We start from the raw sequence: 16,700 nt of genomic DNA, 5'->3' as shown, positions 1-16,700 counted from the left end.
AAATACCCTATATTTTGTGGCTAATCCGCGTTTTTTTCGTGACGCGGGGTGGCCTTGTGGATATTCTAGGGGATAAAGCGGGGGGTGGCGTCCGGGACAGATGCCTTCACCTTCGGAAAAGACACGGCAATAGCGGCAAGAAACCCTCTGGCGGCACAACAACAGACAGGCGGACCCTCCATGGCACTTAACCTCATCATGAATGCAGAGCAGCAAGAGCTGAAGCCCCGCATCACCGTTTTTGGTGTTGGTGGTGCCGGTGGGAACGCGGTCAACAACATGATCGACAAGAACCTTGAGGGGGTCGAGTTTGTTGTGGCCAATACCGACGCGCAGGCTCTGCAGCAGTCGAAGGCCAGCAGCCGCATCCAGATGGGCATCAAGGCCACCGAAGGCCTGGGGGCCGGGGCCCGTCCGCAGGTGGGTGCCGCCGCCGCCGAAGAGACCATCGAGGAAATCGTCGATCATCTGGCTGGTGCGCATATGTGCTTTATCACCGCTGGCATGGGCGGTGGCACCGGCACGGGTGCGGCGCCGATCATCGCGCAGGCCGCGCGTGAATTGGGTGTGCTGACCGTCGGTGTTGTGACCAAGCCCTTCCAGTTTGAGGGCAACAAGCGGATGAAGCAGGCCGAAGACGGGATCGAGGCGCTGCAAAAGGTGGTCGATACGCTGATCATCATTCCGAACCAGAACCTGTTCCGCCTGGCCAATGAACGCACCACCTTTACCGAAGCCTTCGCTTTGGCCGATGACGTGCTGTATCAGGGCGTCAAGGGTGTGACCGATCTGATGGTGCGCCCAGGCTTGATCAACCTTGACTTTGCTGATGTGCGCGCCGTGATGGACGAGATGGGCAAGGCCATGATGGGCACGGGCGAGGCATCGGGCGAAGACCGTGCAGTTCAGGCTGCTGAAAAGGCCATCGCCAACCCGCTGCTGGACGAGATCAGTCTGAATGGCGCCAAGGGCGTGTTGATCAACATCACCGGCGGCCACGATCTGACCCTGTTCGAGCTGGACGAAGCCGCGAATATCATCCGCGAAAAAGTGGACCCCGATGCCAATATCATCGTGGGCTCGACTCTGGACACCAGCATGGAAGGCATGCTGCGGGTTTCGGTGGTTGCCACGGGCATCGACGTGACCTCGGCCAAGGCCGAAGTGCCGGTGGCGCGCCGCAGCATGGCCGCACCGCTGCCTGCCCAGTTCTCTGCGCCCGAGCCGAAGGCCGAGCCTGCCCTGACCGTTCAGGTGCGCGCCGCCGCGCCGGCCCCGCAGCCAGCCCCGGCCCCGGTTGCCGCCGCCCCGGTTGCGGCAGCCCCCGTGCAGCCCCATTTGTTCGAAGCGCAGGAAGACGAAGGTTACGCCGATGAGGCCGCGCATGCGACGGATGATCTGCCCGCCCCGGTGTATCGCCCGCAGCCTGCCGCGCTGAAACCCGCACCGCAGCAGGCGCGCCCGGCCCCGTCGATGCATGACGACGCCGCCGCCTTTGTTGCGCCGCGCCCGCGCGCGCCGGGAACGCCATCGCCCGAGGCTTTGGCCCGTTTGCAGGCTGCTGTGTCGAAAACGCCGTCGCAACAGGCCCCGGCCCAGCGTCAGCCGCAGCAACAAGCCGCCCCTGCCGCCGCCGATGCCAAGCCGCGCTTTGGCATCGGGTCGTTGATCAACCGTATGGCCGGTGGTGGCCATGCCGAAGAACCGCAGCGCCCCGCGGCCAGCCGCCAGCAGCCCCCCGTCACATCTTATGATGATGATCAGGATATGTCGGCCAGCCAAGAGCGGATCGAGATCCCGGCCTTTTTGCGCCGTCAGGCGAACTGATACAAGACTGTAACATAGTCAGAAAGGCCCGCCAATTTGGCGGGCTTTTTTGTTTGAAATCAATATGTTCGCCCAAGCGCCGTCTGTTGCAAAGCGTCACAAAGCGTGAGTGGTAATCCTGGCCTGTGCGCATTAATTATTCTGCAACGAAGCCGCGGCCCAACAGGCAGGGCCCGGCAGCAGAGGTGAAACAACCGTGCAAAATACGCTGAAAACAGCCGTCACCTTCAAGGGGCTTGGTCTGCATTCCGGTCGTCCCGTGCGCATGGTTGTGCGCCCGGCTTCGGCTGATTATGGCATCTGGTTCAAGCGCACCGACGTGCCGCAGGCGCAATCGATGATTGCCGCCTATTGGGATCGTGTGGTGCCATCGCGCCTGTGCACGCTGTTGCGCAATGATTTTGGCGTCGAGGTTTCAACGGTTGAGCATGTGATGGCCGCACTTGCCGGCTGTGGCATCCACAATGCCTTGATCGAGATTGATGGGCCGGAAGTTCCGATCCTGGACGGGTCGGCTGTGCCTTTCGTCAACGGGTTTCTTGATGGTGGCCTGACGGAACAAAGCGCAGCGGTGCGCGCCATCCGTGTTCTGAAAACCATCGAAGTGACCGAAGGGTCGGCAATCGCACGTCTTGCGCCCGCCGATATGCTGGAAATCGATTTCCAGATCGACTTTGCCGAAGCCGCAATCGGCCATCAGGAAAAGTCGCTGAACCTGTCAAACGGCACGTTTGTGCGCGAATTGTGTGACAGCCGCACCTTCTGCCGTCAGGCCGATGTTGATGCGATGCGCGCCAATGGTCTGGCTTTGGGCGGCACATTGGAAAACGCCGTGGTGTTTGAGGGCGATCATGTCCTGTCGCCGGGTGGCCTGCGCCACAAGGACGAACCCGTGCGCCACAAGATGCTGGATGCGATGGGTGATCTGTATCTGGCCGGCGGGCCGATTCTGGGCCGCTACACCGGGATTCGCGCGGGCCATGCGCTGACCAATCGCCTGCTGCGCGCACTGTTTCGTGATCCATCGGCGTGGAAAATGGTGGAATGCAGCCCGCAAACCGTTGGGAAATTGCCCGGTGTGGGGGTCATGCGCAGCGACCTTCCTGCTATAGCCTGAATTTGTCTTGCCCAAAGGGGCCAAAGGCGTTTTGCGCACCAGATTTTTCTGTGCTAGGACAAAGCGCAACAGAATGGGCCGGGCCTTATGTCACGTCCGGCTTTCGGGTGGGTTGATGGATAAGCAGAAGATGGCAGGCGTTACATCGGGCGCGCAATGGGTGGGTATGGCGCTTCTGGTCTCCACGCTTGCGGCCTGCGGCGGCGGCACCAAAGAGCGCCCGCTGGACAGCTATACGGCCGAAGAAATCTACAAGCAGGGCGAGTTTCAGCTGGAAAGCGGCGCGAAGCCGGATGAAGCAATCCGCTACTTCCAAGAGGTTGAGCGGCTGTATCCCTACTCCCAGTGGTCCAAGCGTGCGGTGATCATGACCGCATTCAGCCAGCACAAGGCCAAGGAATACGAAGAGGCGCGCTCGACCGCCCAGCGATTCCTTGACACCTACCCCGAGGATGAAGACGCCCCCTATGCCGCCTATCTGATGGCGCTGTCCTATTACGATCAGATCGACGAAGTGGGCCGCGATCAGGGCATCACCTTTCAGGCGCTGCAAGCCATGCGCGGCGTGATCGAGCAGTATCCCGACAGTGATTATGCCCGGTCGGCCATGCTGAAATTCGATCTGGCCTTTGACCATCTGGCTGGCAAGGAAATGGAAATCGGCCGCTACTACCTAAAGCGGCGCAATTATACGGCGGCCATCAACCGGTTCCGCGTTGTGGTGCAGGATTTCCAGACCACCACCCACACGGCCGAGGCCCTGCACCGGCTGGTCGAAGCCTATCTTGGCCTTGGTCTGAACGACGAAGCGCAGACGGCAGCCGCCATTCTGGGCTTCAACTATCAGGCCTCTCCGTTCTATCAAGACAGCTTCAACTTGCTCAAGGGCAGGGGGCTTGCGCCCGAAGCCAAGGGCGACAGCTGGCTGAGTTCGGTTTATCGCCAGATGGTCAAGGGCGAGTGGTTGTAAAAGGGCCGCGCCCCGGCGCCCCCCACGGGAACAGCAATGCTGCGTTCGCTTGATATCCGCGATGTGTTGATCATCGACCGGCTAAGCCTGGAGCTTGGGGCCGGGCTGAATGTGCTGACGGGTGAAACCGGCGCTGGCAAGTCGATCTTGCTGGATGCCTTGGGGTTTGTGCTGGGCTGGCGCGGCCGGGCCGAACTGGTGCGCAGCGGTGCCACGCAGGGCGAGGTGACGGCCGTCTTTGATCTGCCCGAAGGCCATGCTGCCGAGGCGGTGCTGGCCGAGGCCGGCATCGAGGCGGATGGCGAGCTGATCTTGCGCCGGGTCAACAGCGCCGATGGCCGCAAGACCGCATGGGTGAATGATCGCCGCGTTTCGGGCGAAGTGTTGCGGGCGCTGTCGGATGTGCTGGTGGAACTGCATGGCCAGCATGATGATCGGGGCTTGCTGAACCCGCGTGGCCATCGCCAGCTCTTGGACAGTTTCGGCGCGCTGGATCTGGACGCCATTCGCAGGGCCTGGGCTGCATCGCGCAGGGCACGGGGCGATCTGGCAACGGCCGAGGCTGCGCTGACCGCCGCCCGCGCCGAAGAGGACTTCCTGCGCCATGCGGTGGCCGAGTTGGACAAGCTGAACCCCGAACCGGGCGAGGAGGCAACCCTGGATGCCCGTCGCCGCGCGATGCAGGGGGCCGAGAAGATCCGCACCGATGTGGCGCGTGCCTTTCAGATGCTGGGCGAAGACGGGGCCGAGGCCACCTTGCGCGATGCTGTGCGCTGGCTGGAAGGGGCTGCTGACCGTGCCAATGGCGCACTTGAGGCGCCGCTTGCAGCGTTGTCACGGGCACTGGTCGAGTTGTCCGAGGCGCAGGCCGGTGTCGAGCATTGCCTGTCGGGCCTTGATTTCAACCCGGCCGAGTTGGAGCAGTTGGAAGAACGCCTGTTCGCCATTCGCGCCTTGGCCCGCAAGCATAATGTGCTGCCCGATGATCTGGGCGGTTTTGCCAATGACCTGCGGGTGCGCCTGCAAGCGCTTGACCATGGCGAGGCCGGGATCGGCCGCTTGCGTGAGGCGGCGGATCAGGCCGATGCGGCCTATCGTGCTGCGGCCACGGCCCTGACGGCGGCCCGCAAAAAGGCGGCACAGCGGCTGGATGCGGCCATGGCGGCCGAACTTGCCCCGCTCAAGATGGAACGCGCGGTCTTCGTGACCGAGGTGGCCGCGGGCGAGCCGGGGCCTGAGGGCGCTGATGCCGTCACCTTTACCGTCGCCACCAATCCGGGGGCGCCTGCCGGGGCGTTGAACCGCATCGCCTCGGGCGGCGAGTTAAGCCGGTTCTTGCTGGCGCTGAAGGTCTGCCTGACGGGAAATACGCCTGGTCTGACGATGATCTTTGATGAAATCGACCGGGGCGTGGGGGGGGCCACCGCCGATGCCGTGGGCCGCAGGCTTAAGGCGCTGTCGGGCGATGCGCAGGTTCTGGTGGTGACACATTCGCCGCAAGTGGCCGCGCTGGGGGCGCATCATTGGCGGGTGGAAAAGCGGGTCGAGGCTGGGCAAACCCTGTCAACCGTGGTGCCCTTGTCGCCCGCCGAACGGGTTGAGGAGATTGCGCGGATGTTGTCAGGCGACACGATCAGCAATGCCGCCCGCGATGCGGCCAAATCTCTGCTCAGCGCCTAGGCGTCCAGCACCGCAAAGGTGGCCGCGCGGGCCAGCCAAAGGCCTTCTTGCGCCACCAGCACCACCGTCAGCAGCGCGCCCATGCGCGGCAACTCCCCCCCTGCGGCATCGCGCAAGCCGGTGACGACAAACCGCTGATGCAGCAGCATCACCCCATCGGCCAAGGCCGATTGCGTCACCCGCCCCGTCACCAGCCGTGCCATGCGTGACAGGCCCGCGAACTCCTCGGCCAACCCCGTCTCAATTGCCCTGCGCCCTTCCAGATGGCGGCCGGTCAGGCTGTGCAGGCTGGCATCTTGGGTGAACAGGGCGGCAAGGCCAGTGGCATCCTGCGCGCCAAAGGCTGCGGCGAACTGGCGGGGAAAGGCGCTGGCATCGCTCATTTCCGGGCCACCAGCTTGCCGGGGTTCATCAGTCCTGCCGGGTCCAGCGCCTGTTTGATCGCCCCCATCACCCCCCAGGCCGCCCCATGTTCTGCCGCCATATAGCCCAGTTTGCCCATGCCGATCCCATGCTCGCCCGTGATCGTGCCCCCCAGCCGCAGCGCGCGTTCGGCCATGCGCGCGGCCAGCCGTTTGGCGACGGCCAGTTCGGTGGCATCATTCGGCTGCACCAGCAGGATCGCATGGAAATTGCCATCGCCCACATGGCCCAGAATGGGCCCCGGAATCGGGCTTGCGTCAATATCGGCGCGGGTTTCCTCGACGGCTTCGGCCAGGGCACTGATCGGCACGCAGACATCGGTGACAATGGCCGTGGCCCCCGGTCGGCTGGCCAGAATCGCGGGATAGGCCTGATGGCGCATCTTCCACAATTGCGTGCGGTCTTCTTGCGCCTTGGCCCAGCGAAACCCGGTCGAGCCATAGTCGCGCGCGATATCGCCAAACCGGCCCGCCTGCTCGGCCACGCTGGCCGGAGAGCCGTGGAATTCGACCAGCAGCAAGGGCATCAGCGGCAGATCCTGCCCAGACCACGCGTTACAGGCCGCCACACTGGCCACGTCCAGAAACTCGATCCGCGCCATTGGCAACCCCATCTGGATCGTGGCGATCACACAATCGACCGCCGCCCCGATGTCGCCAAAGGCGCAACTGGCCGCCGATACGGCCTCGGGCTGCCCATGCAAACGCAAAGTCAACTCGGTGATCAGCCCCAACGTGCCCTCAGACCCCACCATCAGCGCCGTCAGATCATAGCCCGCGCTTGATTTCGGGGCACTTGATCCGGTGCGGATGACACTGCCATCTGCCAAGACAACCTCCAGCCCCAGCACATTCTCGCGCATCGTGCCATAGCGCACCGCCGTGGTGCCGCTGGCCCGCGTCATTGCCATGCCGCCAAGACTGGCATTGGCACCCGGATCAACCGGAAAGAACAGCCCCGTTGCGCGCAGCTCTTCGTTCAACCGCTCTCGGGTGATGCCGGGCTGCACGACCACCAGCATGTCTTCGGGGAAAACGGCCAGAACCGCATCCATCCGGGTAAAATCCACCGTCACCCCGCCAAAGGGCGTCAGCGCATGCCCCTCCAGCGATGTGCCGGCCCCCCATCCCGTCATCGGCACGCCATGCCGGGTGCAGGCCGCAGCGATCTGTGCGACCTCATCCGTGGATTGCGGGAAGACCACCAGATCGGGCAGGCGGCTGCGGATATGGGTTTCGCTTTGGCCATGATGCGCCAGCACCGCGGCCGAGGTGGTGGCACGATCCCCCAGAAAGGCCAGATCGGCCATCAGCGCCTGTAATGTCATGCCCGCCTCCGTTTTGGCAGAGGTTAGGCGCTGCCGCTTGCGCCCGCAACCAGCCCCAGCGTTGTTGCCAGATCGCCATAGCCGGTAAACCGCCGTTCATAGGCCAAACCCAGCCGATCGGCGCAATCGCGGGCCTTGGCATCCAGCGTCGGATCATTGGTCTGGGCCTGATAGACCAGCTTGGTGTAATTGCCGAAATACATGTCCCGCAACTCGGGGTGGCGGTTCAGCCCCATCGGGCGCCAGACAAAGGCATCGAACTGGCGCACCAGAAAATCGGTCAGGTAAAAGGCGGTGAATTCCGCGTCGGCCTTTTCGGCAAAGGCGGCATTGCCCTCAAAAAACGAATAGCAATGCGGGCCTTCCACCATGCCCACCCCCAATTCGGCACATTTGGCCTGCAATAGGCCCCCCGTGCCACAATCGGCATAGACGACAAACACCTCATCATAGGCGGCGCGATGGGCGCGCACGGCAGACTCGACGGCTGCGGGAATACGGTCGGGCCACAGGTGCAGATTGGCGGGCAGGCATTGCAGATCAAGATGATCCCAGCCATTCGCGCGTTTCAGCGCCAGAATCTCATGCGCCAAGGCCCCGCAGGCAATCAGCAAAATACGCCCTGCCCCTTGCGGCGTCAGCCCCTGTTCTGTCAGCAGGTGGTCATCTGGCGTCACCGCCACTGGCGCAGACCCAGAAACAGACTGCCCGCCAGGGCCGCAAAGGCCAGCGCGATCAGCGGCACCTCGGCCACAAAGGCCAAGGCCAGGGTCGCCCCGGCCGCAAGGATCACAAAGGCAAGCATCGCCAGAAAGAGGGGAAGTGGCATCGTTCACTCCTTTTCTACCTTGCAATGTGTGGGTCTTTGGCGGGAATGCCAAGCCCCCGGCGCAGAAAAAAGCCCCGGATCGCGGCGGGTGATCCGGGGCGCTGTGTCGAACCTTTGGGCGGCGTTCAGGCGCCCAGACGGTTGTGCTTGCGCGCCACGAACTGCTTTGCCGTTTCCACCGCCACAGCCGCATCGCGGCAATAGGCATCGGCACCAATGGCGCGGCCAAATTCTTCGTTCAGCGGGGCGCCGCCGACCAGCACGATGTAATCATCGCGCAGACCCTTTTCCTTCATCGTGTCGATCACGACTTTCATGTAAGGCATGGTCGTGGTCAGCAGGGCCGACATGCCCAGAATATCGGGCTGCTCTTTTTCCAGCGCCTCAAGATATTTCTCGACCGAGTTGTTGATGCCCAGATCCAGCACCTCAAACCCGGCGCCTTCCATCATCATGCCGACAAGGTTCTTGCCGATGTCATGGATATCGCCCTTGACGGTGCCGATCACCATCTTGCCCATCCGCGGTGCGCCGGTTTCCACCAGCAGGGGCTTCAGGATCGTCATCCCCGATTTCATCGCATTGGCCGACAGCAGCACTTCGGGCACGAACAAGATACCATCGCGGAAGTCGTTGCCCACGATCGTCATGCCCGCCACCAGCGCCTTGGTCAGCACGTCATAGGGCGTCCAGCCGCGTTCGATCAGGATATTCACGCCATCTTCGATTTCCTCTTTGAGGCCATCGTAAAGGTCGTCGTGCATTTGCAGCACAAGTTCGTCATCTGACAGTTCAGAGAGGATGATTTCGTCATCATCGGCCATGGGTGCGCTCCTGCGGCGTAAAGGACTAATTCTGTGCATGAGGCCAAAGTGCCGCATCCACTTTCCGGTTTACGACATGCGCCGATTGAAAGCCGACAGCAAGCCCTTGTGACATCAGATGACTTGAAAATGGTTCATGTTATGTTCACAATATGGCTCATGTCGCAGCCTGACCCCACCCTTTTGCCCGGCAAGCGGGCCCGCGCCCGTGGTGCTGCATCCAATGCGGCGGGGCGGTTTGAACGGCATCAGGTGCGCGCCTTTGATGATGGCTGGCAAATCGACGAAGAAGACCGCCTGATCCGCACCGATCTGCGCCACGAAGTGCCGCGCAGCGCACTCAGCTACAACCGTTCGCCCGATTTGCCGTTTGATCGCAGCATCAACCCCTATCGCGGCTGCGAACATGGCTGCATCTATTGCTTTGCCCGGCCCAGTCACGCCTATCTGAACCTGTCGCCGGGCCTTGATTTCGAAACCCGGCTGATTGCCCGCCCCGGCATCGCCCAGGTGCTAGAGCGTGAGTTGCAGGCGCGCAGCTACAGGGTGGCGACCATCGCGTTGGGCACGAATACCGACCCTTACCAACCCTGCGAGGCCGATCTGGGCCTGATGCGGCAGGTCTTGCAGGTGCTGGCGGCCTTTCAGCATCCGACGGCGATCACCACCAAGGGCACGCTGATCGAACGCGATCTGGATATTCTGGGCCCAATGGCGGCCAAGGGCTTGCTGCGGGTGGGGGTGTCGCTGACAACGCTGGATGCCGGGCTGTCGCGCAAGCTGGAACCCCGCGCGCCATCGCCGGCACGGCGGCTGGCGATGATCGAACGGCTGTCACAGGCGGGCATTTCCGTGCGCGCCATGCTGGCCCCGGTGGTGCCGGGCCTGACAGATCATGAGGTCGAGCCGCTGCTGTCCGCCGCCCAGGCCGCTGGTGCCGTGGGGGCCAGTTGGATCGCGCTGCGCCTGCCGCGCGAAGTCTCGCCGCTGTTTCAGGATTGGCTGAACCAGCATATGCCCGACCGCGCCGCCAAGGTGATGGGCCGGGTGCGCGATATGCATGGCGGCAAGGATTATGATGCCGAATGGGGCCGCCGGATGCGGGGGCAGGGGATCTGGTCAGACCTGATCGCGCAGCGGTTTGACAAGGCCATGGCGCGGCTGGGCCTGCATCACCAGTTGCCGCCGCTGCGCTGCGATCTGTTCACGCCACCGCCCCGGCCGGGCGATCAGCTAAGCCTGTTCTAAGGCCCGGCTGACCCTGCCGTCAGCCCATCAGCCCCGGCGCCCGCGCCGTTCGCGCTTTGGCGCACCGGCATCATCGCCCGTGCCATCCGAGGCAGATGAGAACGCGCCCAGCTTGGCCACAATATCATCCAGCGTCGGGCGCGGCCCCTTGGGGCGGCTTTCCAGCGCGGCCCGCATCGCTTTCAGATGCTCTGGCATGGTGCCGCAGCAGCCACCGATGATGCGCACCCCGGAATCACGGGCCAGAACCGCATATTCGGCCATCAATTCTGGCGTGCCATCGTAATGGATATGGCCGTCGTGATATTTGGGAATGCCCGCATTGCCTTTGGCGATCACCGGCCGTTCGGTGCCGGTCGAGATAAAGCCCATCACCGTGCGCATCAGATCAGACGCGCCCACCCCGCAATTCGCCCCAAAGGCCACCGGCGGATTTGCCAGCTTTTCCACCTGCTCGGCCAGGGCCGACGAGGTGATGCCCATCATCGTGCGCCCGGCGGTGTCAAAGCTCATGGTGCCACACCACGCCATCCCGGCCAGCTTGGCAGCTTCGGCGGCGGCTTTGTATTCCTCAAAGGCCGAAATCGTTTCAACCCACAGCACATCGGCGCCGCCAGCCTTCAGCCCCTCGGCCTGTTCGTGAAACATCTCGACGGCCAGCGCATGGGTCAGATTGCCCATCGGCTCAAAAATCTCGCCCGTTGGCCCGACCGAGCCTGCCACAATCACCTTGCGCCCCGAGGCATCGGCAACCTCGCGCGCAAGGCTGGCGCCAACCCGGTTCAATTCATGCACCCGGTCTTGGGCCTGATGCAGCTTCAACCGGCTGGCATTGCCGCCAAACGTATTGGTCAGAAAGATATCCGACCCGGCCTCGACCGCGCCACGATACAGCTTGCGGATATTGTCGGGCTTGTCGATGTTCCAGAATTCAGGCGGCTCGCCCGAAGACAGGCCCATGTTGAACAGGTTGGTGCCGGTCGCGCCATCGGCCATCAGCCAGTCACGCTCGGAAAGCAGCTTGGTCAAAGCATCCATCTGGATCAATCCCTTCTGATCACTTGCCCCAGCCTTGCCATGGGGCAGGCCGAATTGGCAATTCGAATATGCACAAGATCATCATGCATGAAATGACAAAGCCGCCCGAAACGCCGGGCGGCCCCGTTTGGGCACAGGCCTGACGGCCTTAGAATTCCGTCATCAACTGCGTCTTGGCGACGGTCAGCATCTCGTGCATCTTGGCGCGCACCTCATCAGCCGAGGCTTTGCCCGCCAGATCCGCGGCCACCTTGCGGACCACATCTTCGATCCCGGCCTCTTCCAGATCGGCGGCAAGCACTTGGCCCACATAGGCCTGGCTATCCTCTTCCGACTTGCCCATCAGCCCGGCAGCCCAAAGCGCCACCAGCTTGTTGCGGCGGGCTTCGGCCCTGAACTGCATTTCGGCATCATGGGCAAATTTGGATTCAAACGCATTTTCGCGATCGTCAAAGGTGGACATGGGCGGGCCCCTTGATTGAAGTGTCTTTCCCCACATATGCCCGTCCAGCGCCTTGGCTGCAAGGCCAAGCATGTCACCTTGCGGCAGTCCGCCCCGTGCTGTAAGGGCAGTGAAGAAAGAAAAGGGTGCCTTCGGGCGCCCTTGTTCCTGTTTTATCGGAGAGTTCATGGCACGTCGCAAGAAAGTCTATGAGGGGAAAACCAAGATCCTCTATGACGGCCCCGAGCCCGGAACGCTGATTCAGTATTTCAAGGACGACGGCACCACCCCTGATTCCACAGTGGCGCCCTCGGCTGACAATGCGCCGACGCCGATGATCACCACCGATGGCAAGGGCGTGCTGAACAACCGCTTGTCCGAATTCTTCATGACCGGGCTGAATGGCATCGGTGTGCCCACCCATTTCATCAAGCGCCTGAACATGCGCGAACAACTGGTGCGGATGGCCGAAATCATCCCGCTTGAGGTGGTGGTGCGCAACTTTTCGGCGGGCGAGCTGGCCGACCGTCTGGGCATTCCCGAAGGCACCCCGCTGCCGCGCCCGATTGTCGAATATTACTACAAGGACGATCGCCTGAATTCGCCCATGGTGGCCGAGGAACATATCATCGCCTTTGGCTGGGCCACCCAGCAGGATCTGGATGACATCGTGGCCCTGGCCTTGCGCGTCAACGACTTCATGTCGGGTGTCATGCTGGGCGTGGGCGTGCGTCTGGCCGACTTCCGGCTAGAGGTGGGGCGCGTCTGGGAAGGGGATTTCATGCGGCTGATCGTCGCCGATGAAATCAGCCCCGACAGTTGCCGCCTGTGGGATATGCGCGGTGTGACCGACCGCACCGATGGCCAACCCGTCGCCGATCCCGGCCCGCTGGCCGACCCCTATACCGAACTGGCGCGGCGTCTTGGGGTGCTGCCGTCCAATGTCACTCATACCACCAAGCCGACACTGATCAATTAGCATCTCTGCACCCCCCTCAATGCCGCTGCCCCTTGCGCCGAAGGGGACGGGGCGCTAATCGGGGCGCGAACCTTTTGCCAATCGGGGGAATCCCATGAAAGCGCGCGTCACCGTCATGCTTAAGACCGGCGTTCTGGATGTTCAGGGCGAGGCCGTGCGCCACGCGCTGGGCACTTTGGGCTTTGCCGGGGTCAATGGCGTGCGTCAGGGCAAGGTGATCGAATTGGATCTGGCCGAGACGGACGCGAAAAAAGCCGAGGCAGAGGTCAAGGCCATGTGCGACAAGCTGCTGGCCAATACCGTGATCGAAAGCTATCGCGTCGAGCTGCTGTAAACCGCTCTCTGGGCCGCAGCGGCGCAGGGGGGCTGTCTGCCCCCCAGAGGCTTCGCTGCCGCGAATCCTCTCCCCCCGAGGATATTTTTGAACAGATGAAGTCGGGGCCTGTCAGCGACGGCTGATACGAAGCCTGATGCCGTCTTTGGCGCGCACGGTCAGATGCGCGACAGGAACCGGGTCGTGCCCTGCGATCCGTTCAAACCGGTGGTCGCGCAGCAATTGCGCCAGCAACAGCGGGCCTTCGACCATGGCAAAGCCCGCGCCGGTGCAGACACGCGGGCCGGATGAAAACGGCAGATAGGCCTGCCGGGCGCAAGTGCGCGTTTCTTGATGCGACCAGCGGTCGGGATCAAAGCCGTCAGGATTGGCCCAGATGCGGCTGTGGCGCTGCACATGCCAGGGCGAAATCACGATCTGGGCGCCGGGGGCAACGCTGCGGCCCCGCAATTCCTCGGTCTGCCGGTTTTCGCGCACCATCATCGGCACAGGGGGATACAGCCGCAATGTTTCGCGAAAGACATCGCGGGTGAATTTCAGATGCGCCATCTGCGCGAAATCGGGGCTGTCGGGCAGGCTGGCGGCCTCGGCTGCAACGCGCTCTTGCGCCTGCGGGTAAAGCGCCAGCAGATACAGCGCCCAAGCCAGTGCCGAGGCGCTGGTTTCATGCCCCGCCAGAAAGAAGATGGCGACCTGATCGACCATTTCTTCGGTGCTAAAGCGCACGCCCGTCACCGGATCGGCCATTGTCATGATCTTGGTGGCCAGATCATCGGGGGCTGTGCCCGCGGCGATTTCAGCCGCGCGGCGTTCGGTCATCTGGGTGATCAGCGCGCGGATGCGCAGGGCGGCGGCCAATGTCTTGCTGCGGTGCAGGCGTGGCATCCAGCGCGGCAAGGGCAGGAAGGCTGCCAGATTGAGGATCGGCTGGCTGCGCTGATAGGCGCGGAATTCGTGGAACACCGCCTGCGCCATGTCATCCTCGATCGGCACCGAAAACAGGGTGCGAAAGATCACATCGGCGGCGGCATGGCTCATTTGCTCCTCTACCTCCATCTCTCCGCCGCGAAGGCGCGCGGCGGCAGCTTGCCCGGCCGACCACATCGCAGGAAAGGTGTCGCGCAGCCGTCCGCCTTCAAAGGCCGGGTCGATGATGCGGCGCTGGCGCTTCCACTCCTCGCCATTGGTCACAAAGACCGACCGCCCCAGCAATGGCGTCAGCCCTTCGCGGATGCGGTTTGATTTGGGGAAATCATCGGGCCGCTGGCTGAGCACCAGATCAATCAGCGCCGGGTCATTGCACAGATAGCTGCGGAAAAACGGCGTGCGAAATTCGGCCATCCAGGCCCGATACAGCCGTGCAGGCTGGGCCGACAGAATATCTTGCCGGAACAGGCGCAAATAGCGCCACAGCGACACGCGATCAGGCCGGGCAGCGGGCTTGGGGGGCAAAACAGGGCAGGTCATGTGATATCGGTATAGCCGTTCACAGCGCAGGTCTTGCGGCTTTTCGACGCCGCCCGCCCGCGATAGCGCTGGCCCAGCGTCACTGGCCCCGCGGTGATCTGGAAATAGTCATAATCTTTGGGCCGGTCAAAGGCGCAGAGATACTGAAAATGCAGCCGAAAAAACCGCCAGCGCAGGGCGGCCCAGCGGTCGGGCGACAGCGTCTGGGTAAAGGCAGCCGAGATCACCAGCGGCCAGCGCTGATCGGCGGGGGCCACCCCAGACACGGCCACCGGATCGCACAAGGCAAAGGCGCAGCCATCGCCGGGGGCTGTCACATCGACCCAACTCAGGTCGTCGCGGGTGGATAAAAAGGCCAGATCGCCCCGCAACCGCTGGGCGCGCGGCAGAAAGCTGACCATGGGCACCACTTGGCCCAGCGACAAAAATGACAGCGGCGGGTGGCCCGCAGGCAGGCCCGCGCGGATCAGATCGGCCAGAATCGACACGCCCAGATGCGCGCCCGAGGAATGACCAACCACCAGCACCTCATCCGCATCGGTTTCCAGCGCCGCCCGGATCGCCTGCCCGAACTCTGCCATCCGCGCCTCAAGCGCCGGGGGATTGGCCCCGCCATAGCGCGCGGAAAAGGCGTAATCATGCATCAGATAATAGGCAAAAACCCGGTGATCCTTGGCCTTGAACCAGCGCAGGGTCAGCAGCACGGCCCCGCCAAAGGCCAGAACCGCCGCCAAGGCCCCAAGGATCGCGGCATCTTCCGGCCCTGTCACCCGCAGGACCAGCGCCTGGATCAGCGTGCCCATACCCAGAAAGGCCAGCCAGCCCACCAGCAGCGCCACGGCCAGTTGCACCAGCAAGAACACGATCGGATACAGCGCCGCAATCACCGGCCCCTTGCGCAGCCGCATCAACCGGAACAGCGCGCCCGACGCGATATAGGCCCAAGCCGTGCGCAAAAGCTGGCCATAGGTGGCGACAATCGAATTGGCCATGCTGTCGCGCACGATATCTGACCAGACCAGCACCTCGATTTCCGCCTCGGCCCTTGTGTCGCCACTGTCGGTCAGCACATGCCAGCCATAGGGGCCCTTGCTTTGCCGGGGCCGCAAGTGCAGCCCATAGCCCGAGATGGCAGCCTGATCGGTGCCTTCCTTGCGATAAAGCTCGCGGTAGCGGCGGGGATGAATGGGATCATAACCGGGAATATAGAACACCCGGCGGCGAAAGACCGTGGCCGCATCCTTCTGATCCCCGGTTTTCACTGACCCTGCCTTGCCCTTGCCCCTGCACTTATGGGCAGCTTAGGCGGAATTTCGGGCAGAATTAAGGGCAAAGCCGGGCCCTAGCCCAAAAGCGGGATGCCAACCTTGTCAAAGGTTTCCAGCAGCCAAAAGCTGAAATCGGTAAAGGCCCCGGTCACCAGCGCCAACCCAACGATCAGCAACAGCGCCCCCATCGACCGCTCGATCACCTTCATATGGCGCTTCAGCCGTTGCATCAGCCCCATCGAGCGTTCAATGAACAATGCCGCCAGCAAGAACGGCAAGCCCAGCCCCAGCGCGTAAACCCCCAGCAACAGCGTGCCCCGCTGGACCGAGCCTTCCTGCGCCGCCAGCGACAGAATCGCGCCAAGCTGCGGGCCGATGCACGGTGTCCAGCCAAAGGCAAAGGCCAGCCCCAGCACATAGGCCCCCATGGCCGACCCGCCCTGTTCGCCCGCATCCAGACGCGCCTCGCGGTCAAGGATCGGAATGCGGAACAGCCCCACGAAATGCAAGCCAAAGATGATCACCACCACCCCGGCGATCTTTGAGAACAGATCCTGGTTTTGCAGGAAAAACACCCCAAAGGCCGAGGCGGTAAAGCCAAGCAGCAAGAAAACCGTCGAAAGCCCCAGCACAAAGAACAGCGCGGGCAAGATCACCCGGCGGCGGGCCTGTTCGTTCGTCTTCATGTCGCCGACCGAGATCCCGCCCATATAGGCCAGATAGGGTGGCACGATGGGCAGCACACAGGGCGACAGGAACGACAAGATCCCGGCCACCAGCGCAATCAGCATGGCAGGCAAAAGCCCCGCGTCGATCAGATCAATTCCAAACATGCCTGTCCCCTTTGCAACGGTTCTAACCCGCCCGGCCCGCCCCGTCACGGGGGGCAAGTGTCACATCGACGTGCCCGGATTGAAATGAAACGGG

General features: G+C 63.0%; 17 protein-coding genes. 7 read left to right on the top strand and 10 right to left on the bottom strand.

Features of this window, described 5'->3' with window-relative positions; all coding sequences use genetic code 11:
• The first annotated feature begins 180 nt into the window (after positions 1 to 180).
• The 4 genes from ftsZ to recN all read left to right on the top strand — a co-directional run bounded on the left by ftsZ (position 181) and on the right by recN (position 5,594).
• The gene (ftsZ, locus tag V3C85_RS03335; protein WP_331793664.1) at positions 181 to 1,827 is read left to right on the top strand and encodes a cell division protein FtsZ; all 1,647 of its coding nucleotides are present in this window, start codon (positions 181 to 183) and stop codon (positions 1,825 to 1,827) included.
• Between the two features lie 196 nt (positions 1,828 to 2,023).
• Positions 2,024 to 2,944, top strand: coding sequence for a UDP-3-O-acyl-N-acetylglucosamine deacetylase (lpxC, locus tag V3C85_RS03330; protein ID WP_331793663.1), 921 nt, complete (start codon positions 2,024 to 2,026; stop codon positions 2,942 to 2,944).
• A 130-nt stretch (positions 2,945 to 3,074) separates the two neighbouring features.
• Entirely contained in the window at positions 3,075 to 3,914 is an 840-nt protein-coding gene (locus tag V3C85_RS03325) for an outer membrane protein assembly factor BamD (RefSeq protein WP_331793875.1), read from the top strand.
• 36 nt (positions 3,915 to 3,950) lie between these two features.
• Entirely contained in the window at positions 3,951 to 5,594 is a 1,644-nt protein-coding gene (recN, locus tag V3C85_RS03320) for a DNA repair protein RecN (RefSeq protein WP_331793662.1), read from the top strand.
• Here the strand turns inward: recN and V3C85_RS03315 are convergent.
• From V3C85_RS03315 to V3C85_RS03295, 5 genes are all read right to left on the bottom strand, one after another.
• A complete protein-coding gene (locus tag V3C85_RS03315; RefSeq protein ID WP_331793661.1) occupies positions 5,591 to 5,977 on the bottom strand; it encodes an SgcJ/EcaC family oxidoreductase in 387 nt (128 codons plus the stop codon). The two genes, recN and V3C85_RS03315, sit on opposite strands and share 4 nt — an antisense overlap.
• Positions 5,974 to 7,344 (bottom strand): FAD-binding oxidoreductase, encoded by a 1,371-nt coding sequence (locus V3C85_RS03310; protein WP_331793660.1) that lies wholly within the window; start codon positions 7,342 to 7,344, stop codon positions 5,974 to 5,976. The genes V3C85_RS03315 and V3C85_RS03310 overlap by 4 nt, the downstream gene beginning before the upstream one ends.
• A gap of 23 nt (positions 7,345 to 7,367) precedes the next feature.
• Positions 7,368 to 8,021, bottom strand: a complete 654-nt coding sequence (locus V3C85_RS03305) for a DUF1638 domain-containing protein (protein ID WP_331793874.1) — start codon at positions 8,019 to 8,021, stop codon at positions 7,368 to 7,370.
• Complete coding sequence (locus tag V3C85_RS03300) at positions 8,018 to 8,173, bottom strand: hypothetical protein (protein WP_331793659.1); 156 nt, start codon at positions 8,171 to 8,173, stop codon at positions 8,018 to 8,020. The genes V3C85_RS03305 and V3C85_RS03300 overlap by 4 nt, the downstream gene beginning before the upstream one ends.
• A gap of 125 nt (positions 8,174 to 8,298) precedes the next feature.
• The gene (locus V3C85_RS03295; protein WP_331793658.1) at positions 8,299 to 8,997 is read right to left on the bottom strand and encodes a corrinoid protein; all 699 of its coding nucleotides are present in this window, start codon (positions 8,995 to 8,997) and stop codon (positions 8,299 to 8,301) included.
• Positions 8,998 to 9,156: 159 nt separating this feature from the next.
• On the opposite strand from V3C85_RS03295, the gene V3C85_RS03290 reads away from it, so the two are divergent.
• The gene (locus V3C85_RS03290) at positions 9,157 to 10,245 is read left to right on the top strand and encodes a PA0069 family radical SAM protein (protein ID WP_331793657.1); all 1,089 of its coding nucleotides are present in this window, start codon (positions 9,157 to 9,159) and stop codon (positions 10,243 to 10,245) included.
• 27 nt (positions 10,246 to 10,272) lie between these two features.
• Here the strand turns inward: V3C85_RS03290 and bmt are convergent, their stop codons facing one another.
• Entirely contained in the window at positions 10,273 to 11,283 is a 1,011-nt protein-coding gene (gene bmt, locus V3C85_RS03285) for a betaine--homocysteine S-methyltransferase (protein ID WP_331793656.1), read from the bottom strand.
• A gap of 148 nt (positions 11,284 to 11,431) precedes the next feature.
• The gene (locus V3C85_RS03280; RefSeq protein WP_331793655.1) at positions 11,432 to 11,746 is read right to left on the bottom strand and encodes a DUF1476 domain-containing protein; all 315 of its coding nucleotides are present in this window, start codon (positions 11,744 to 11,746) and stop codon (positions 11,432 to 11,434) included.
• Positions 11,747 to 11,912: 166 nt separating this feature from the next.
• Between V3C85_RS03280 and V3C85_RS03275 the strand changes: the two genes are divergently transcribed.
• Together V3C85_RS03275 and purS are read left to right on the top strand one after the other, a co-directional pair.
• Positions 11,913 to 12,704, top strand: coding sequence for a phosphoribosylaminoimidazolesuccinocarboxamide synthase (locus tag V3C85_RS03275; protein ID WP_331793654.1), 792 nt, complete (start codon positions 11,913 to 11,915; stop codon positions 12,702 to 12,704).
• Between the two features lie 94 nt (positions 12,705 to 12,798).
• The gene (gene purS / locus V3C85_RS03270) at positions 12,799 to 13,038 is read left to right on the top strand and encodes a phosphoribosylformylglycinamidine synthase subunit PurS (protein ID WP_331793653.1); all 240 of its coding nucleotides are present in this window, start codon (positions 12,799 to 12,801) and stop codon (positions 13,036 to 13,038) included.
• Between the two features lie 111 nt (positions 13,039 to 13,149).
• Here purS and V3C85_RS03265 read toward each other — a convergent pair whose 3' ends face one another.
• The 3 genes from V3C85_RS03265 to V3C85_RS03255 form a co-directional block, all read right to left on the bottom strand.
• Positions 13,150 to 14,505 carry a cytochrome P450 gene (locus tag V3C85_RS03265; protein WP_331793652.1) on the bottom strand — a complete coding sequence of 452 codons (1,356 nt, stop codon included), beginning with the start codon at positions 14,503 to 14,505 and terminating at the stop codon, positions 13,150 to 13,152.
• A complete protein-coding gene (locus V3C85_RS03260) occupies positions 14,502 to 15,767 on the bottom strand; it encodes a hypothetical protein (RefSeq protein WP_331793651.1) in 1,266 nt (421 codons plus the stop codon). Before V3C85_RS03260 ends, V3C85_RS03265 begins: the two co-directional genes overlap by 4 nt.
• 80 nt (positions 15,768 to 15,847) lie before the next feature.
• Positions 15,848 to 16,606: a cytochrome c biogenesis CcdA family protein gene (locus V3C85_RS03255; RefSeq protein ID WP_331793650.1), complete on the bottom strand. Its 759-nt coding sequence runs from the start codon at positions 16,604 to 16,606 to the stop codon at positions 15,848 to 15,850.
• Positions 16,607 to 16,700: the final 94 nt, after the last annotated feature.

The organism is Pseudotabrizicola sp. L79, from assembly GCF_036553525.1.
Taxonomy (GTDB): domain Bacteria; phylum Pseudomonadota; class Alphaproteobacteria; order Rhodobacterales; family Rhodobacteraceae; genus Pseudotabrizicola.
Note: the sequence above shows the minus strand (reverse complement) of the source record. Positions and strands in the feature narration are given on the sequence as shown.